The 17,376-nt window shown below is 56.4% G+C and carries 14 protein-coding genes and 4 tRNA genes; 6 read left to right on the top strand and 12 right to left on the bottom strand.

Features of this window, described 5'->3' with window-relative positions; all coding sequences use genetic code 11:
* Positions 1-16: 16 nt before the first annotated feature.
* Positions 17-220: an LPS translocon maturation chaperone LptM gene (locus tag M2422_RS15440; RefSeq protein ID WP_048976899.1), complete on the bottom strand. Its 204-nt coding sequence runs from the start codon at positions 218-220 to the stop codon at positions 17-19.
* 135 nt (positions 221-355) lie between these two features.
* On the opposite strand from M2422_RS15440, the gene cyaY reads away from it, so the two are divergent.
* On the top strand, positions 356-676 hold the full coding sequence (gene cyaY / locus M2422_RS15435; protein ID WP_023333807.1) for an iron donor protein CyaY: 321 nt from the start codon (positions 356-358) through the stop codon (positions 674-676).
* Between the two features lie 95 nt (positions 677-771).
* Here cyaY and cyaA read toward each other — a convergent pair whose 3' ends face one another.
* Positions 772-3,315: a class I adenylate cyclase gene (cyaA, locus tag M2422_RS15430; protein ID WP_023309629.1), complete on the bottom strand. Its 2,544-nt coding sequence runs from the start codon at positions 3,313-3,315 to the stop codon at positions 772-774.
* A 350-nt stretch (positions 3,316-3,665) separates the two neighbouring features.
* On the opposite strand from cyaA, the gene hemC reads away from it, so the two are divergent.
* The 5 genes from hemC to M2422_RS15405 all read left to right on the top strand — a co-directional run bounded on the left by hemC (position 3,666) and on the right by M2422_RS15405 (position 9,171).
* Complete coding sequence (gene hemC, locus M2422_RS15425; protein WP_059347446.1) at positions 3,666-4,607, top strand: hydroxymethylbilane synthase; 942 nt, start codon at positions 3,666-3,668, stop codon at positions 4,605-4,607.
* The gene (hemD, locus tag M2422_RS15420) at positions 4,604-5,344 is read left to right on the top strand and encodes a uroporphyrinogen-III synthase (protein ID WP_033146904.1); all 741 of its coding nucleotides are present in this window, start codon (positions 4,604-4,606) and stop codon (positions 5,342-5,344) included. The genes hemC and hemD overlap by 4 nt, the downstream gene beginning before the upstream one ends.
* Before the next feature lie 20 nt (positions 5,345-5,364).
* A complete protein-coding gene (gene hemX, locus M2422_RS15415) occupies positions 5,365-6,585 on the top strand; it encodes a uroporphyrinogen-III C-methyltransferase (RefSeq protein ID WP_259141417.1) in 1,221 nt (406 codons plus the stop codon).
* Between the two features lie 2 nt (positions 6,586-6,587).
* Entirely contained in the window at positions 6,588-7,787 is a 1,200-nt protein-coding gene (gene hemY, locus M2422_RS15410; RefSeq protein WP_064673088.1) for a protoheme IX biogenesis protein HemY, read from the top strand.
* 172 nt (positions 7,788-7,959) lie between these two features.
* A complete protein-coding gene (locus tag M2422_RS15405) occupies positions 7,960-9,171 on the top strand; it encodes a hypothetical protein (protein WP_064673089.1) in 1,212 nt (403 codons plus the stop codon).
* A gap of 507 nt (positions 9,172-9,678) precedes the next feature.
* Here M2422_RS15405 and M2422_RS15400 read toward each other — a convergent pair.
* From M2422_RS15400 to rffA, 10 genes are all read right to left on the bottom strand, one after another.
* Positions 9,679-9,755, bottom strand: a tRNA-Pro gene (locus M2422_RS15400).
* Positions 9,756-9,800: 45 nt separating this feature from the next.
* Positions 9,801-9,886, bottom strand: a tRNA-Leu gene (locus M2422_RS15395).
* 22 nt (positions 9,887-9,908) lie between these two features.
* Positions 9,909-9,984, bottom strand: a tRNA-His gene (locus tag M2422_RS15390).
* A 67-nt stretch (positions 9,985-10,051) separates the two neighbouring features.
* Positions 10,052-10,128: transfer RNA gene (locus M2422_RS15385), tRNA-Arg, on the bottom strand.
* Between the two features lie 102 nt (positions 10,129-10,230).
* Positions 10,231-11,616: an amino acid permease gene (locus tag M2422_RS15380; protein ID WP_064673090.1), complete on the bottom strand. Its 1,386-nt coding sequence runs from the start codon at positions 11,614-11,616 to the stop codon at positions 10,231-10,233.
* Positions 11,617-11,813: 197 nt separating this feature from the next.
* On the bottom strand, positions 11,814-12,554 hold the full coding sequence (wecG, locus tag M2422_RS15375) for a lipopolysaccharide N-acetylmannosaminouronosyltransferase (protein ID WP_029739560.1): 741 nt from the start codon (positions 12,552-12,554) through the stop codon (positions 11,814-11,816).
* Between the two features lie 12 nt (positions 12,555-12,566).
* On the bottom strand, positions 12,567-13,919 hold the full coding sequence (gene wzyE / locus M2422_RS15370) for an ECA oligosaccharide polymerase (protein WP_064673091.1): 1,353 nt from the start codon (positions 13,917-13,919) through the stop codon (positions 12,567-12,569).
* Positions 13,916-14,995: a TDP-N-acetylfucosamine:lipid II N-acetylfucosaminyltransferase gene (locus M2422_RS15365; RefSeq protein ID WP_033146909.1), complete on the bottom strand. Its 1,080-nt coding sequence runs from the start codon at positions 14,993-14,995 to the stop codon at positions 13,916-13,918. The genes wzyE and M2422_RS15365 overlap by 4 nt, the downstream gene beginning before the upstream one ends.
* Positions 14,992-16,242: a lipid III flippase WzxE gene (wzxE, locus tag M2422_RS15360; RefSeq protein WP_045888450.1), complete on the bottom strand. Its 1,251-nt coding sequence runs from the start codon at positions 16,240-16,242 to the stop codon at positions 14,992-14,994. The genes M2422_RS15365 and wzxE overlap by 4 nt, the downstream gene beginning before the upstream one ends.
* Before the next feature lies 1 nt (position 16,243).
* Positions 16,244-17,374 (bottom strand): dTDP-4-amino-4,6-dideoxygalactose transaminase, encoded by a 1,131-nt coding sequence (gene rffA, locus M2422_RS15355; RefSeq protein WP_023309640.1) that lies wholly within the window; start codon positions 17,372-17,374, stop codon positions 16,244-16,246.
* Between the last annotated feature and the right edge of the window lie 2 nt (positions 17,375-17,376).

Genomic DNA, 17,376 nt, shown 5'->3' with positions numbered 1-17,376 from the left:
GTACAGAACGTTGTCGTCAGAGATTAACCTGAGTCGGGCCACCGTTGTCGCCACGATCGTTAGTATTTGGCGTGGTGGACTCAATGCCGCTTTGCACGGGTTTCGTCGGCGGCGGCGCGGTTTTATCCGCAGGTGGGAAGTACAGTGGTCCCTTCAGTCCGCAGCCAGTCAGGCTAAACAGCGAGATGAGAACGGCAAGCGTTCGGAAAGCGTTTTTCATTATAAAGTAGCCCGTAAGTTCAAATCTGTTTCTATCATCGCAGGAGAAGACACAAAAGCAAGAGTTTGCCGCTTTCCTGCAACGGGAATTATTTAGGGTTATACTGCCGGCATCACGAAAAACAGGAACAAAACCATGAACGACAGTGAATTCCATCGCCTTGCCGACAACCTGTGGATGACCATCGAAGAGCGTCTTGACGACTGGGACGGCGACAGCGATATCGATTGTGAAATCAACGGCGGCATTCTGACCCTGAGCTTCGAAAATGGCAGCAAAATTATTATTAACCGCCAGGAGCCGCTTCACCAGGTGTGGCTGGCCGCGAAACAGGGCGGCTATCATTTCGATCTGAAGGACGGGGAATGGGTTTGCGACCGTAGCGGCGTACCGTTCTGGGATCTGCTGGAACAGGCGGCGACCGCGCAGGCGGGTGAGGCTGTGAGTTTCAGATAGTTTTGTTGCCGGGTGGCGCTGCGCTTACCCGGCCAACGGGTTCGAGCTGTTGTAGGCCCGGTAAGGCGTAGCCGCCACTGGGCGAGCGAAAAGGCTCAGGAGAAATACTGCTGCAACAGCGGCGCGGTGTCCTGATTGGCAGGCGCGGCAGGCGTTACGGCCTGGGTGCGGAACGGGATCACCTGCGTACGACCGTCGACGTTCACAATCTGGTAGAACTGCGGCAGGTTAAAGTTGATAAAGCTTGAGCCATAGGTGAAACGGTCGTGCGAAGAGGAGTAGAAGCGGCTGACGTCGCGCACCAGCTCCTCTTTACTGCCTTCACAGTGGTGATACACCTCGGCGCGGTTGGTTTCATCCAGAATGTAGATGTTGAACCCGGCATCGTCGCCCGACTCTTCAAAGAAGAACTGAATAATCCCTTCGCTGGCGAATCCGTCCACCACCTGCGGGAGCTTAACGTGGTTGGTTTCCACCTGCACCGACAGGCCATGCAGCTTGTTGTGCGAAATCGCGCCGTAGAACTCGATGGCGTTTTCCAGCTTCTGTACCGACACGTTCAGACGTTCGAAGAACAGCCCCCAGGTCTGGCCGGAGACGCGTAGCGCTTTAAAGCGTCCGGTTTCCTGGCGGGTGCTGGAGAGACGCAGTTCGATACACTCAGAAACCAGCTGCTGCACGCGGGTACGAATTAAACCGCGCAGGTGCTGGCTGTAGCAGAACACCTCAACGCTGTCCGGCGGTGCGGCATCCTGGTGCATCTTGCCGAGAATCGTTTTCAGCGCTTCGATCATCGCCTGCTCGCCGTTGAAATGCAGGGTACGCACTTCGTTCCACGAGTTGCGGTACAGCAGATCGACGCTGCCCACCAGGCAGTTTTGCTGCTCGCCAAAGCTGAAGACGTCCAGCTTGCGGAAGTCAAAATGAACCACCTGATTGCGGAAGGCCGCCGTCGGGTCGTATTCCAGGTTGACGATAATCGCCAGATGGCGAATTTCGCACGGGCTGTAGAGCGCTTTCGGCGTTGGGGCAGGCAGACGCAGCGGGAAGTGGTGCGACACATCCGCGACCATCTCCTGCAGCTTAGCGAGATCTACCACCTCGTTACCTTTGATAAACAGGCGCGTGCGCGAGGTCAGCAGGCCGTTAAACCAGGCCCAGGCCACCAGCTTGTTCAGGTAGCGGTTATACTCCAGCGGCTGATGGCTGATGATTGAGTCCATGCTTGGCGCACGGTTATACAGATACCACCCGGTGCGGTTTGCGCGGCCCGGCGGCACGTAGATAAAGGTCAGGTTCGGTTCTGACAGGTCTGGCGAAATCTGCGGGTTAACCAGGGTGACTTTGCCCGGCAGCGCTTCAAACGCGGCGTACAGCTTACGGGTCAATACCCCGATGTCCTGCGGGCTGGCGGAAACGCTGAGGTTGTTACGGCGCGCAAAGCGGATCAGGTTACGATAGCTTTGCATCATCGCATCGAGCAGTTCGTTGTGCGCTTCACGCACCTGATCGATTTTCCAGTTGGCCCGGTTGTCGAGCATGGACAGACGCGCTTCGTCCCATCCCCACTCTTTCACTAACTGACTGACCACTTCACGACGCCAGCCCACGCAGGCGCGCTCGCGGCTCAATTTCTCACAGACTTTGAGATAGAAACATCGACGCACCAGGTCAAGACGCGTGGTGTCATCAATGGCTTTCAGGTATTCGGTCACGCGCTCCAGCATCATGCAGTAAGCATCCAGCCCGAAGGAGACGATCTCCCCGTCGTGCAGACGCTGCTTGATATCTTTCGCCAGCAGGCGCGGCGTAGGGTATTCCCAGGAATAGGCTTCCAGCAGCAGCGTTTTCAGCACCGCTTTGTACGGTGAGTCGATACTCTTATAGAGCTGCCAGAGGCTTGCGCCAAAGTACTCTTCGGCTGACAGAGAGCTGAGGCCGCCGAGGTCCAGCCATTCGTTTGGCGTCAGTACACCCTGCGCGTAAAGCGACATGACGTAGTCATCGTAATGCTCTTCTTCTTCGCAAGGGACCATATTCCACAGAATACGCTTCCCGGCCAGACGCACAGCAGTACGGTAAAATTCATCCAGCAGTAAGATGTGCTGAGTCGAGCCGCAGTCCTCACCACCCAGACTGCCGCTTTCATTATGGCGGAAACGGTTTTCATCAATCAGGAAGAAGCTTACTTCCACGCCGAGCGAGGCCGCCCAGCTCTCCAGCAGGCTGCACTTGCGTTGCAGCAGCTGACGCTCGTCGTTATCGAGCCAGGACTGATGGCAGACCCAGATGTCCAGGTCCGAAGAACAGCTTTGCCCTACCGATGAGGTGCTCCCCATAGAGTAAACGCCGGTAATCGGCAGTTCACCTTTTGGAGACTCCTGTGGCGGCATGCCGCGGTAGAGTTCCAGCTCGTTCAGGTAATGCTGTTGGGTTTCATCAGGCGTGAAAAGGCAAATGCCCTGGGGAACGTTACCGTCAAGGTAGCCAGGCATCAGCGGATGGTGATAGTGCAATAATGTCGGCAGCAGACTGTATACCTGCTGGAAAGCAGGGCCCATGGCAGCAAGCGCGCGATCCACACGCAGTTGATTAATGGCATCCAGTCTCTGTTTCAGAGTCTCAATATAGAGGTACAAGACGTATCGCCTGATGTTTCCGGGTGTCGCAAGCTATTCAAAACACGAATAACAGCGGACCCGCAGTATTTCAAAAAGATAACCGTTACCCTTTTTCGCCCTTATCATTTTTGGTGGTAGCGACGAAAAAATGGTCTAAAACGTGATCAATTTAACACCTTGCCGGTTGACCGTAAAGAAAGATGCGCTACATACAAGTGTAGCACCGTTCTGTACGTGTAAATTCCTGAATACGGCTATGGCTGACGAATACGCCGCCTTGTCCCTCTCACGCTTCATCAACCGTAAAACTGCCATCCCAGAGTCAACAATGTTAGGATGGTTAGCGATTGATAATGACGGTAACAAGCATGTTAGACAATGTTTTGAGAATTGCCACACGCCAAAGCCCCCTCGCGCTCTGGCAGGCACATTATGTGAAGCAGCGCCTTGAAGCCTGCCACAGTGGATTGCGCGTCGAGCTGGTGCCGATGGTCACGCGCGGTGACGTGATCCTCGATACGCCCCTGGCGAAAGTGGGCGGCAAAGGCCTGTTTGTCAAAGAACTGGAACTGGCATTGCTTGAGAACCGCGCCGATATCGCCGTACATTCAATGAAAGACGTGCCCGTCGAGTTCCCGGAAGGGCTGGGGCTGGTGACCATCTGCGAGCGCGAAGATCCGCGCGATGCGTTTGTCTCTAACCACTATGACTCCCTCGACGCGCTGCCGAAGGGTAGCGTGGTTGGCACGTCCAGTTTACGCCGTCAGTGTCAGCTGGCGGAACGTCGTCCTGACCTGATCATTCGCTCGCTGCGCGGTAACGTCGGTACGCGTCTGGGCAAGCTGGATAACGGCGATTACGATGCCATTATCCTCGCCGTTGCCGGCCTCAAGCGTCTGGGACTGGAGTCGCGCATTCGCGTGGCGTTGCCGCCAGAACTGTCGCTGCCAGCCGTAGGCCAGGGCGCCGTCGGCATCGAGTGCCGTCTGGACGATGCGCGTACCCGCGAACTGCTCGCACCGCTGAACCATGACGAGACCGCTATCCGCGTAAAAGCCGAGCGTGCGATGAATACCCGCCTCGAAGGAGGATGTCAGGTACCGATTGGCAGCTATGCTGAATTAACAGAAGGTGAACTGTGGCTGCGCGCGCTGGTGGGCGCTCCGGACGGTTCCCAGATGGTACGCGGCGAACGTCGCGGTAAAGCGCAAGATGCCGAGCAGCTTGGCGTGTCGCTGGCGGAAGAGCTGCTGGATAACGGCGCCCGCGAGATTCTGGCTGACGTTTATAATGGAGAGCCCCCTGCATGAGTATTCTTGTCACCCGCCCTTCTCCCGCAGGAGAGCAGTTAGTGAGCCGTCTGCGCACACTGGGGCAGGTGGCCTGGAGTTTTCCGCTCATTGAATTCTCCCCCGGTCGGGAGCTCTCTGCGCTCGCCGACCAGATGAATACCCTTCAGGAAGGCGACCTGCTGTTTGCGCTGTCGCAACATGCCGTGGAATTTGCCCACGCGCAGCTGCAACAGCAGGGTTTAGCCTGGCCACTTGCCCCCCGCTATTTCGCGATTGGCCGCACAACGGCACTGGCGCTGCATACCGTAAGCAGCGCGGACGTTCGTTACCCGTTAGATCGGGAAATCAGCGAAGTCTTGCTACAATTACCTGAATTACAAACTATTGCCGGAAAGCGTGCGCTCATTTTGCGCGGCAACGGTGGCCGCGAACTGCTGGGCGAAACGCTGCGTGAACGCGGTGCAGACGTAACGTTCGTTGAGTGCTATCAGCGCTGTGCAAAACACTACGATGGCGCGGAAGAGGCGATGCGCTGGCACGCGCGCGGCATTAATACGCTGGTGGTCACCAGCGGTGAAATGTTACAACAGCTTTGGTCGCTGATACCGCTTTGGTATCGCGAAAACTGGTTACTCCGCTGTCGGCTTCTGGTCGTCAGTGAGCGTCTGGCGAACCAGGCCCGGGAACTGGGCTGGCAGGATATTCGGATCGCTGATAACGCCGACAACGATGCGCTGCTGCGCGCATTACAATAACTCTCAAATGGGAAGCCATAATGACGGAACACGACAAATCCTCCGCCGTGGTTGAAGAGACCAGGGAGACTGTGGAGACGACGCCACAGCCAGAGACGACTGAGAAAACCGCTGAGAAGAAAAACGGCAGCAACAAAACGAGCCTCGCGCTGAGCGCGATTGCCATCGCCATTGCGCTGGCAGCAGGGGTTGGCCTTTACGGCCTGGTGAAGCAACAGGGTGCTAACCAGACGTCCACCAGCGATGCGCTGGTGAATCAGCTCACTGCCCTGCAAAAAGCGCAGGAGACGCAGAAAACCGAGCTCGAAACGGTGATTAAGCAGCAGGCCGCCGCGCTTGCCGAGGCGAACAGCAAACAGGAAGAGCTGGCTAAACAGCTGGGCGACGTGCAGCAGAAAGTCGCCACGATTTCCGGTACCGATGCCAAAACCTGGCTGCTCTCGCAGGCTGACTTCCTGGTGAAGCTCGCCGGACGTAAGCTCTGGAGCGATCAGGACGTCACCACTGCCGCCGCGCTGCTGAAAAGCGCCGATGCGAGCCTGGCAGACATGAACGACCCGAGCCTTATCGCGGCCCGCCGCGCGATCACCGAGGACATCGCCAGCCTCTCCGCCGTCTCGCAGGTGGATTACGACGGCATTATCCTTAAGGTGAACCAGCTGTCGAATCAGATTGATAACCTGCAGCTGGCGGATAACAACGACGACGATTCCCCGATGGATTCCGACGGTACCGAGCTTTCCAGCTCCCTGAGCGAATGGCGCATAAACCTGCAGAAAAGCTGGCAGAACTTTATGGACAGCTTCATCACTATCCGCCGTCGCGACGAAACCGCCGTGCCGCTGCTGGCGCCGAACCAGGATATCTATCTGCGCGAAAACATTCGTTCCCGCCTGCTGGTGGCGGCTCAGGCCGTGCCGCGTCATCAGGAAGAGACGTACAAACAGGCGCTGGATAACGTCTCGACGTGGGTACGCGCCTACTACAACACCGATGATGCGACGACCACCGCCTTCCTCGAAGACATTGATAAGCTGAGCCAGCAGAACATCACCATGAACGTGCCGGATAAGCTGGCCAGCCAGCCGATTCTGGAGAAACTGATGCAGACGCGCGTACGTAACCTGCTGGCGCAGCCGGGCGTACCGGCAGAGCCGTCGGGCGGAGCGGCACCTGCTCCGGCTCCGGCTCCGGCTCCGGCTCCGGCTCCGGCGCCTGAAAGCGCACCACAAGGAGAGTAATGATGCTAAAAGTTCTCTTACTCTTCATCCTGCTGATCGCCGGGATCGTGCTGGGACCTATGCTTGCGGGTCATCAGGGTTACGTCCTGATCCAGACGGATAACTACAACATTGAAACCAGCGTAACCGGCCTGACGATCATTCTGATCCTCGGCGTGTTGGTGCTGTTTGCGATCGAGTGGATCCTGCGCCGTATTTTCCGCACCGGTGCCCACACGCGCGGCTGGTTCGTTGGCCGTAAACGCCGCCGCGCCCGCAAGCAGACCGAACAGGCGCTGCTTAAGCTTGCCGAGGGTGACTATCAGCAGGTTGAAAAGCTGATGTCGAAAAACGCCGACCATGCCGAACAGCCGGTAGTGAATTATCTGCTCGCTGCCGAAGCGGCGCAGCAGCGCGGTGACGAAGCCCGCGCCAATCAGCATCTGGAGCGGGCGGCTGAGCTGGCTCAAGGCGACCCGATTCCTGTAGAGATCACGCGCGTTCGCCTGCAGCTGGCGCGCAATGAAAATCACGCGGCGCGTCACGGTATCGATCGCCTGCTGGAAGTGGCGCCACGTCATCCGGAAGTGCTGCGTCTTGCCGAGCAGGCGTATATTCGTACCGGCGCCTGGGGTTCGCTGCTGGACATCATTCCGTCGATGGCGAAGGCCGAGGTGGGCGACGATGAACATCGTGATGAACTTCAGCGTCTGGCATGGATTGGCCTGATGGATCAGGCGCGCGCCGACCTGGGCAGCGACGGTCTGAAAACGTGGTGGAAGAATCAGAGCCGTAAGACGCGCCAGCAGGTTCCTCTGCAGGTCGCCATGGCGGAACATCTTATTGAATGTGACGATCATGACACGGCTCAGGAGATCCTCCTCGATGGCCTGAAGCGCCAGTATGACGATCGTCTGGTGATGGTGATCCCGCGCCTGAAAACCAATAATCCTGAGCAAATCGAAAAAGTGCTGCGTCAGCAGATTAAAACCGTCGGTGACCGCCCGCTGCTGTGGAGCACGCTCGGTCAGTCGCTGATGAAGCACGGAGAATGGCAGGAGGCGAGCCTCGCCTTCCGCGCGGCGCTGAAGCAGCGTCCGGACGCGTTTGACTACGCGTGGCTTGCCGATACGCTGGACAAGCAGCACAAGCCGGAAGAGGCAGCCGCCATGCGGCGTGACGGATTGCTGCTAACGCTGCAAAATAACGGTACGCAGCAGTAAATAAAAAGGAGGCCAGAGGGTCTCCTTTTTTTATCGCCTTTCTCCTGCTACATTCTTTGCACCCACATCCGCAAACGAATCCGCCAATGTAACGATGTCTTTTCATTAACCTTTTTTCACACACGCGCACATTTTGCAGCGTGGACTAAATCGTTTTTGAAAGGAAATCTCAATGAACTCGCTTTTGTATGCGCTTATCCAGGCGCTGCGCTGCCACCGCTGGCTGCGCCTGCTTGCCTGTGCTTTTATCTTTTCTTCACTGGGGAATGGCTTAACCCAGGTCGTGGTCTTCGGTTTGCTGCTGGCGTGGTCAGCCCCGCCCGCTCTGCTCACACTCGCTTTTCTTTTCGCTACGGTACCAGGGTTCATCGGCAGTATCTTTGGCGAAAAGCTATGCTCACGCTTTTCGCCGATATCCCTGCTGATACTGACCGAGGGGCTGGGCCTGCTCGCCCTGCTCTTTCCCCTGCTTGGTGTGGGTTACCACAGCGTTGCCGCATTGCTCACCGTGCAATCCACCGAAGCCCTGCTCAGCGGGATGAGCTGGCCCGCGCTGACATTGCTCTTTAAGCGCGGTCTCAGCGAAGCGGAGTTGCCCGCTGCAACCTGTCTGGAAAATGTGATTTTTGCTTCTCAGGTGTTGTTAGGGACCGGCCTGGGCGTGGTGCTGTTTCAGAAGACATCCGTGTTTACCCTGCTGGCTATTGATGCCGCCAGCTTTCTGGGCTCATTAGTACTACTATGGCTGGCTGGGCGCCGGTTTTATCCGGCACCACATCCCACCGCTATGGAAAGGGGAGTTTCTGCAACATTACGCTGGCAGGCGTTGACCGTTCGGCAAAAACGCAGCCTGCTCATCCTGCCGGCGCTGGCTGCCGTCGGCTCACCGGCGATGGCGCTTCTTCCGGCACTGGCCCAGCAGCTTAGTCCTCAGGATGCGGCGGGCCTTGCTTTGCCTCTGCTTTTCGCGAGGAGTCTGGGGCAGCTTTGTGGCCCCCTGCTGCTAAAAAAAGAGAGCCTGATGCGCATTGCGGCCCACACGCCGCGAATAATCGTTTGCCTGAGCATCTTTCTGACCGCTTATGGCATGCTGCCGTTTTTGTCCGGGTGGACGGTATGCGCGCTGGGGATGATCTTTATCGCGCATCTGGCCTCGAATGTTCTCTTCGCAGCGGGCACGTTTGGGGTACTTAGTAGTTTTCCTCTCACGCAAACCGCTTCGGCCAGCGGTAAAGCCTGGCGCTGGCAAACGCTCAGCGCCTCTCTTTTCACCGGCATTGCAGCGGCGGTAGCTTCAGGGTTTGGCTCCGTACAGGCGCTCTATGCTGTCTCTGTATCGGCCCTGCTGATGGTTGCCCTGATCATGCGCCTGTATCGGGAATAAGGCATAAAAAAACGCCTGCTATAAAAGCAGGCGTTAAAACAGGTCTGTAAGACAACATATTTGGTGCTTCACTCAACGTTGTGTCCATGGTGTCTGATGAGGCCGAAGCGACATCTGTCAGTGGACGATAAGCACCGTAAATGGCTCTGCGTCATTCCTGAGTTTATGAGGCACTAAGGCGAACATAAGAGATGGAATGAGCATCTACACGCATATTATTGCACGTAACGTGCCAACATGACACCCAGAACTTTTACATGACGCAACATTTTAAGATAAAAGGAAATTATGCTGCCTGGCGCCGTCTTAGGCTCTACAACGTATCGGGAAAAGGCGGGAATATGTCGCCAGGAGGAGACAGCAAAACCCATAAATAATTATTTGTTTAATTTTCAATGATTTGCATGTCGCTGGATTGCGACAAAGAAAAAGGGCGCTGTCGGGGCATGACTACAGGAATGAGAGCTCGCAGAAAACAAAAAACCCCGCCGAAGCGGGGTTCAAAATTGGTCGGCGAGAGAGGATTCGAACCTCCGACCCACTGGTCCCAAACCAGTTGCGCTACCAAGCTGCGCTACTCGCCGATGTACTGCTTTTTGAATTTTTAGTTCAATTCATTTAAAAAGTCGTGGTGCGAGGGGGGGGACTCGAACCCCCACATCCAAAGGACACTAACACCTGAAGCTAGCGCGTCTACCAATTCCGCCACCTTCGCAATTCACAACTCTTTCAAATAATGGGGTGGCTAATGGGATTCGAACCCACGACAACTGGAATCACAATCCAGGGCTCTACCAACTGAGCTATAGCCACCACTGTATTCTTTCACGCGGTACTGACTACTTCTCAGACCACCGCAGCTCTAGCGCCGGGACTAAAATGGCGCGCCCGACAGGATTCGAACCTGAGACCTCTGCCTCCGGAGGGCAGCGCTCTATCCAGCTGAGCTACGGGCGCTTAGCGCCGTTGCGGGGCTGGATATTACGTACCTCCGTCCCCGCTGTCTAGTGCTTTTTTGAAAAAAATGCGCGTTTGGTTATGGTTTGCACATTTTGCCGCTTATTCCTCCACTTTCTGCGTGGTGCCGCGGCGACCCAGGCCAAAAAGCTTATATGCAGCCGTTACAGCCGCCAGGAAGATCATCCCGACAAACAGCGACATGCGGGTATCTTCATTAAAGTACATGCCGATTAATACGCAAATCAGGAACGCCATCGTCAAATAGTTCGCATAGGGGAACAGAATTGAGCGGAACGGATGGCTTTCGATCGCTTTTTTATGCGCATGGCGGAAACGCAGCTGGCTGATGAGGATAACAAACCACGGCACCATGCCCGGCAGTACGCTGGCGCTGTAGACGTAAACGAACACGCGCTGCGGGTTAGGAATGATGTAATTCAGGCAAGAGCCAATCAGCAGGATTACAATGGAGACCGCCACACCCGCCACCGGTACGCCGGCACGTGAGACTTTACTCATCGCCGCAGGCAGCTGGTTATTCTTCGAAAGCGCATAGAGCATACGCCCGCAGCTGTACATCCCGCTGTTACAGCCTGACAGCGCTGCCGTCAGGACCACAAAGTTGATGATACCCGCCGCCGCCGTGATACCAATTTTGGCGAAGGTTAAAACAAACGGGCTACCCGTCGTGCCAATTTCGTTCCACGGGAAGATGGTCACGATGACGAAGATCGCGCCCACATAGAAAATCAGGATACGCCACAGCACTTTGCCTACCGCGCTACGCAGCGTGACCTGCGGGTTTTTCGCTTCACCGGCGGTAATACCGATCAGCTCCACGCCCTGATACGAGGCCACAACGATACACAGCGCCGTCAGGAAGCCCTTCCAGCCGCCGGCGAAGAAGCCGCCGTTTTCGGTCAGGTTGCCAAAGCCGAGAGCGTGTCCACCGTTGCCAAAGCCGAAGAAAATCACGCCCAGGCCGACGATAATCATCACGATAATCGTGGTGACTTTGATCATTGCGAACCAGAACTCAATTTCACCGTAAAGGCGCACGGCGGCCAGGTTTGCCAGCGCCACCAGCCCCACGGCAATGAGCGCGGGTATCCACTGGACCATGTCCGGGAACCAGAACTGGACGTAGACCCCTATCGCGGTGATCTCTGAGATGCCCACCGCCATCCACATAAACCAGTATGACCAGGCCGTCAGGTAGCCGAAGAACGGGCTCATATAGCGATGCGCGTAAACGGCGAAAGAGCCGGTTACCGGCTCCAGGAAGAGCATTTCGCCCATGGAACGCATAATGAAGAAAACAAACAGCCCGGCGATAATATACGCCAGTAATACGGAAGGGCCTGCCCATTTGAGCGTGCTTGCGGAGCCCATAAACAGGCCCACGCCGATAGTGCCGCCCAGCGCTATCAGTTCAATATGACGAGCTTCCAGCCCACGCTGTAGCTCCGGTTGTTTCTCTGCCATAGATCCTCGATTGTGTTTGCTGTTTCCCGGCTTAATACCGGGTATTGTTTTTTAGGGGTACTAAAATACGGAGCGAATGGTTTCCTAAAATCTGCCAAATGGCAAACGATGCATTAAAAAAATGAATGCATTGCACAGATTATCAGCAGTTTTGCAGGCGAGTTGCAGCGCGAATAGCATATCGCGCTACATTTTGATTACATTTTCCCGGTGTAATGCCAGGCGAGGTAGCGAAGCAGACGGATCTGTCGTTTAATGCGCGTCGGTTGCGATAGCAGGCGGTACAGCCACTCCAGCCCCAGATTTTGCCAGACCTTTGGCGCACGCTTAACGTGGCCGGTAAAGACGTCGTACGTGCCGCCGACGCCCATGTAGAGGGCATCAGGACAGACCAGACGGCAGTCGCGCATCAGGATCTCCTGGCGCGGGGAGCCCATCGCCACGGTGACAATTTTCGCCCCGCTGTCACGAACGCGCTCAAACAGAGCCTGTCGATCTTCCGGTTTGAAGTAACCATCCTGGCTGCCGACAATATTAACATTCCATTGACGACGCAGTTTCTCCTCCGTCTGGGCCAGTATCTCCGGCTTTCCGCCAATCAGGAACACGGGCGTACCCTGTGCACCTGCGCGGGCCATAAGCTGCTCCCAGAGATCGGCCCCCGCCACGCGGGATACATTAGCGTCAGGATACTTTTTACGGATAGAGCGGACCACGCTGATCCCGTCCGCGTATTTAAATTCAGCCGCTTCAATCAGGCTTTTGACTTCCGCATTATCCTCAACCGCCAGCATTTTTTCCGCGTTGATGGCCACCAGCGTACCGGATTTCATCTGGCCGTCGGCGAACAGAAAGTCCAGCGCGTGCTGCATGTCGCGCCAGCCAATAAGCTGCAGGCCACGTAGCGCGTAGCGCGGTGCAGAAATTTTATCAGTCATTACTATCCTTACTCAGACTTGCGACAGCGTTGTGCTGCCCTGCCGTTCGCGCTTGTGCACAAGACCTGCGCTGTCAAACAGCCAGTACAACAGTTTGGCCAGCAACAGGCAGAGGCCGAAAACGACCATGAAGAACACCACGCGCGAAACGAACGAGTCCAGCCCTTCGCGCGCCAGAACGATCATATTGAAAATGGCACCAAAGCAGAAACTGTGCAAAATGGCGGCTTTATAGCGGTTGGTCTCTTCGTTGCCGCGCAGGTAAAGCCAGTCGAACCACTTGATAATCAGCCCCACGGCAACCGCCCCGGGCAGAATGAACCACGCCCCCCCCATCACCACCAGGGAACCAATCAGCGTTGGCGAGATTGCCAGACCGGAATGGTTGTTCAGCACTTCCCAGGTAAAGTAATTCGCCGTGTTAAGCACCACGCCGGGCCGGTCCGGCCATAGCCAGGAAGGGATAAAGACGTAGAAGTCTCGAACAATCGGCGCCAGCCCCTGGAAATCAATCTTGTCGTAGTTTTGCAGCAGCAATGCCAGGTTTTCCCACGGCGAGAAGGTATCGCGCGTCAGGTAGAGGAACGTGTAAAACGCCTCATCGCCCGCCACGTTCATCCCGTAGCGCTTCAGCGCCAGCCAGAACATCCCCACAATGCCAAACACGCCTGCCGCAACCAGCATCCACAGCGAGATCCAGCCGCGGATGATGCCGATAAACAGGAAGATGGCGAAGGCGATGATAATGTTCGCGCGCGTGCCGCCCACAATCATGTAGGTCAGAATGCCAAACGCGACGGTGCTGACCAGGAAAAACAGCCACGCTTTGCTGTCCTGGCGCAGGAAAAAGACCACCAGCATCGCCGGAATGAAGAAGTAGAAGAATCGCTTAAGCGCCACGCCCGAGACTTCGGCCGAAAAAATCTGGCTGTAGGAGTGGAGCTTAAACAGCAGAAAGCCGTTATGCATGAAGAAGATACCGACGCTGACCAGGGCGATGGTCATCAGCATCACCCACGTCAGGTGGGTTTCCACCCGATTCATGGTAAAAAGCGGCCGGCGCGGGGCAGCAGCCTGCGCTGAACGCAGACGCGTTTTATAGGTGACGTAGTAGACGGCATAGAAGCAGGTTGCCGCCAGAAGCGCCTGGAGCAGGATTTCCGGCGGCGCGACGCTCACGTCAAAACGGAAGACCAGAATGCTGGTCAGCGGGAAGCCGAAAAAGAAGGTCAGCAGAAACAGTAACGAGAAGAAAACGTTAAAGTTGAAGCGTATCCGGCGGAATTCAAACCAGGTGAGCGTGGCGATAAACAGGGCGCTCAGAAGCCAGACAACTAGTAAGCCGCTGAATTGCAACTGACTCATGCTTTGTCTCCTGAAGCGATACGCAGCGCACGGTGCCACGGCGTGAGGTAATTCGGGCTGAAAAAATCGATGCTATTTTTATCCACCAGCGTGAGCTGGCGTTGGGCTTCCCGTACCACCTCGACATTCAGCGTGTCTGAGGTAAACAGCACCGGAATATGCTGCTCGGCCATGTCCTGCCAGAACGGGTTGTCGCGGTTGAGCACGCACGGTACACCCGCCTGAATCAGCAGACACAGCGTGCCGATTCCCTGCTGTCGGGCAAAGATGAAATAGCCAAGATCGCATTTTCTCAGCAGCGCAAGATACTCATCAAATTCCAGCCTATCGCTGAGGATGTGCAGATTTTCTGCACTAAACAGCGCAAGTCCCTGCTGGCGAACCTCAGCAATATAGGCGTCGTTGTTGGCAGGATAGCCCATCGGCACCACCACGTTCACCGTGTCGCCGAACTGCTGATGCACCGCCCTGAGCGCCGCGACGTGTTCGTTACTGCGATCGCCGGAATTCCCCACCAGGATCGTCAGCTTGCCTTCACGCACCGCGTCATTCGCCATGGCGTTCAGGGCCGGATCCATGCGGGTTGGGAAATAGAGCAGTTCTCCGCGCACGTTCGGATGCTGTTTAGCAAAATAGTTGAGATCGCCACGGGTGGCAAACACACAGCCCACGCGCCCCTGCGCCATGCGGCGCAGCGGATAGAAAAGACGGAATTTCCAGCCGCGGGAGACTTCGTAGAGATCGGCTCCCCAGATATGCCAGCTGCACTGGGAGGGTTTAATCCCCCCGCTGAGCAGCGCCAGCCACAGGCCGGTATTGAACTGCCCGTGGAAAAAGAAACGTTGCTTACGATCCGCTTTGGCTCTGGCAACGACCGCCTTCGCCAGCGCGGCCTTATCCGGCCAGAAGCGAATCGTCAGCGCCGGAAACGCCTCGCTCAGGCCCTTATCCTGACCTGCAACCATAAACTCACGCGCATCAGGATTACCCGATGCCAGCTCGTCGTTGAAGAACCGCAAAACGGTCTGGTTATGGTGTGGGATATCCGATCCCAGGATGTGAATCAGTGCAGTCATGCGCGTTTACGCCACAATAAAAATACGCCGCAACAGGCGGCGAAATAAACGATATAGGTTGCCATGTAGGCCTGAGCCGCCCCCAGCGCACCGTGCGCGGGTATCAGCCAGTGTGAAAATGCTGTCAGTAACGCAAACTGGCTAATTTCCGCCAGGATATACATCCGCAGGGACGCTTTTGCAATCACCAGATAGCCAAAAACGTAAGCACCCACTTTCAGCACATCACCCACCAGCTGCCAGGCAAACAGATCGCGCATGGCGGTGAACTTCGCCGAGAACAGCAGCCAGATGGCGACATCGCGCAGTAACCAGACGGTAAAGCTGGCCGCCGCGACGGCTGGCAGCACAAAGCGCAGCGATCGGAAAATCTCACGGGTAATATCCTGTCTGGACGTCAGACGCGATAAGGTTGGCAGCAGGTAAACGCTAAAGGAAGCCGTAATAAACTGGAGATAGGCGTCGGAAATACTGCTTACGCCCTGCCAGATCCCCACTTCATCCCAGCTATAATGCGCCGCCAGCAAATTTCGCATCATCACGTAGGCTACCGGCAGCGTAACAGAGGTGATGAGCGCCATCAGGGTAAATTTACCCAGCTGGCTGGCAAGCATCGTGTCCCATTGCGGTTTCAGGTAGCTCAGAGGGATGACGCCCCGACGCATCAGCATAAATGCCGCAGGCACAACAACCAGTGCCGGGACCAGCGCCAGGCCCAGCAGTGCGCCTTCATAGCCGCCCAGGCGATAGCAAAAGTAATAGGCAATCACGCCGATGACGCTGCCCAGGATTAAGGCAAGCGCGTTCCCGGCGGCATCACGAAAACCTTTCATCAGCGCCAGCAGCAGGTTAGCCCAGGCAATGCCCATCTGAACCAACGCGACCAGACGCACCAGCCCCTGATAATGGGTGTGCCCGAACAATCCCTGGCTGATGGGCGCCGCCGCCAGCAGAAAGACAATCGCCATCAGGGTCGAAAAACCCGTGACCATCGCCGAAGAGGTACCCACCACTCTGCGCAGCTGAGCCGCATCATCGTGATACTGCGCAACGTATTTGGTGACGCCGTTAAAGATACCGGCACCGGCCAGCACGCCAAGGACGGTAACGAGCTGGCGGAAATTACCTGCCAGCCCGACACCAGAGGGGCCAAATGAGACGGCCAACAGCTTGACGACCAGCAGCCCGGCGCCAATTTTTACAAGCGTGGACGCGGCGGTCCACACCGATGCTTTTGCCAGAGACATATCAGCCGAAATAACTCAGAAGGGTATTAATCACCGTACGCTGGTTAACAGGCGCGAGGTTGTAGAACAGTGGCAGGCGAAGCAAACGCTCACTTTCTTTGGTGGTGTAACGATCTTCACCCGCGAACGTGCCAAACGCTTCGCCGGCCGGGCTGGAGTGCAGCGGGATGTAGTGGAACACCGCCATAATTTCGGCCTCTTTCAGCCAGGCGATGAGCTCGCTGCGGTCGTCGTTATCGCGCAGCTTGATGTAGAACATATGCGCGTTGTGGACGCAATCTGCCGGGATGGTCGGCAGCTCAATACGCCCGGCTTTGGCCAGAGGCTCAAGCGCATCGTAATACGTTTGCCACAGGGAAAGACGCTGAAGGTTGATACGTTCCGCCGCTTCCAGCTGCGCCCACAGATACGCCGCCTGCAGATCCGCCATCAGATAGCTGGAGCCGATATCGCGCCAGGTGTATTTATCTACCTGTCCCCGGAAGAACTGGCTGCGGTTGGTGCCTTTTTCGCGGATCACTTCCGCACGCTCCACGAGAGCCCGGTCGTTAATCAGCGTCGCGCCACCTTCTCCACCCGCCGTGTAGTTTTTGGTTTCGTGGAAGCTGAAGCAGCCAATGTGGCCGATAGTGCCCAGCGCGCGTCCCTTGTAGGTGGACATCACGCCCTGCGCGGCATCTTCCACCACGAACAGATTATGTTTTTTGGCGATGGCCATGATGGTGTCCATTTCACAGGCCACGCCCGCGTAGTGAACCGGCACGATCGCGCGCGTTTTGTCGGTGATCGCCGCTTCAATCAGCGTCTCATCAATGTTCATGGTGTCCGGGCGGATATCCACAAAGACGATTTTCGCTCCGCGTAGGACAAAGGCGTTCGCGGTGGAAACGAAGGTATAGCTCGGCATAATCACTTCATCACCGGGCTGGATATCCAGCAGCAGTGCCGCCATTTCCAGCGATGCCGTACAGGACGGGGTCAGCAGCACTTTGGCGCTGCGAAAACGCTGTTCCATCCACTGCTGACAGCGACGGGTAAAACCGCCGTCACCACAGAGTTTGCCGCTGCCCATGGCAGACTGCATATAGTCGAGTTCAGTTCCGACAACGGGTGGTGCGTTAAATGGAATCATCT

The organism is Enterobacter sp. SLBN-59 (assembly GCF_024807915.1).
GTDB classification, from domain to species: Bacteria; Pseudomonadota; Gammaproteobacteria; order Enterobacterales; family Enterobacteriaceae; genus Enterobacter; species Enterobacter asburiae_B.
The sequence above is the reverse complement of the archived record's forward strand: the minus strand, read 5'-3'. Positions and strand labels throughout refer to the sequence as shown.

Bases quoted from the DNA above. Each gene is read 5' to 3' on its own strand.
- wzyE (WP_064673091.1), bottom strand. From the start codon at position 13,919: ATGAGTCAGTTGCAATTCAGCGGCTTACTAGTTGTCTGGCTTCTGAGC.
- rffA (WP_023309640.1), bottom strand. From the start codon at position 17,374: ATGATTCCATTTAACGCACCACCCGTTGTCGGAACTGAACTCGACTAT.
- hemY (WP_064673088.1), top strand. From the start codon at position 6,588: ATGCTAAAAGTTCTCTTACTCTTCATCCTGCTGATCGCCGGGATCGTG.
- cyaY (WP_023333807.1), top strand. From the start codon at position 356: ATGAACGACAGTGAATTCCATCGCCTTGCCGACAACCTGTGGATGACC.
- wecG (WP_029739560.1), bottom strand. From the start codon at position 12,554: ATGACTGATAAAATTTCTGCACCGCGCTACGCGCTACGTGGCCTGCAG.
- M2422_RS15365 (WP_033146909.1), bottom strand. From the start codon at position 14,995: ATGACTGCACTGATTCACATCCTGGGATCGGATATCCCACACCATAAC.
- wzxE (WP_045888450.1), bottom strand. From the start codon at position 16,242: ATGTCTCTGGCAAAAGCATCGGTGTGGACCGCCGCGTCCACGCTTGTA.
- hemC (WP_059347446.1), top strand. From the start codon at position 3,666: ATGTTAGACAATGTTTTGAGAATTGCCACACGCCAAAGCCCCCTCGCG.
- M2422_RS15405 (WP_064673089.1), top strand. From the start codon at position 7,960: ATGAACTCGCTTTTGTATGCGCTTATCCAGGCGCTGCGCTGCCACCGC.
- M2422_RS15380 (WP_064673090.1), bottom strand. From the start codon at position 11,616: ATGGCAGAGAAACAACCGGAGCTACAGCGTGGGCTGGAAGCTCGTCAT.
- M2422_RS15440 (WP_048976899.1), bottom strand. From the start codon at position 220: ATGAAAAACGCTTTCCGAACGCTTGCCGTTCTCATCTCGCTGTTTAGC.
- hemD (WP_033146904.1), top strand. From the start codon at position 4,604: ATGAGTATTCTTGTCACCCGCCCTTCTCCCGCAGGAGAGCAGTTAGTG.
- hemX (WP_259141417.1), top strand. From the start codon at position 5,365: ATGACGGAACACGACAAATCCTCCGCCGTGGTTGAAGAGACCAGGGAG.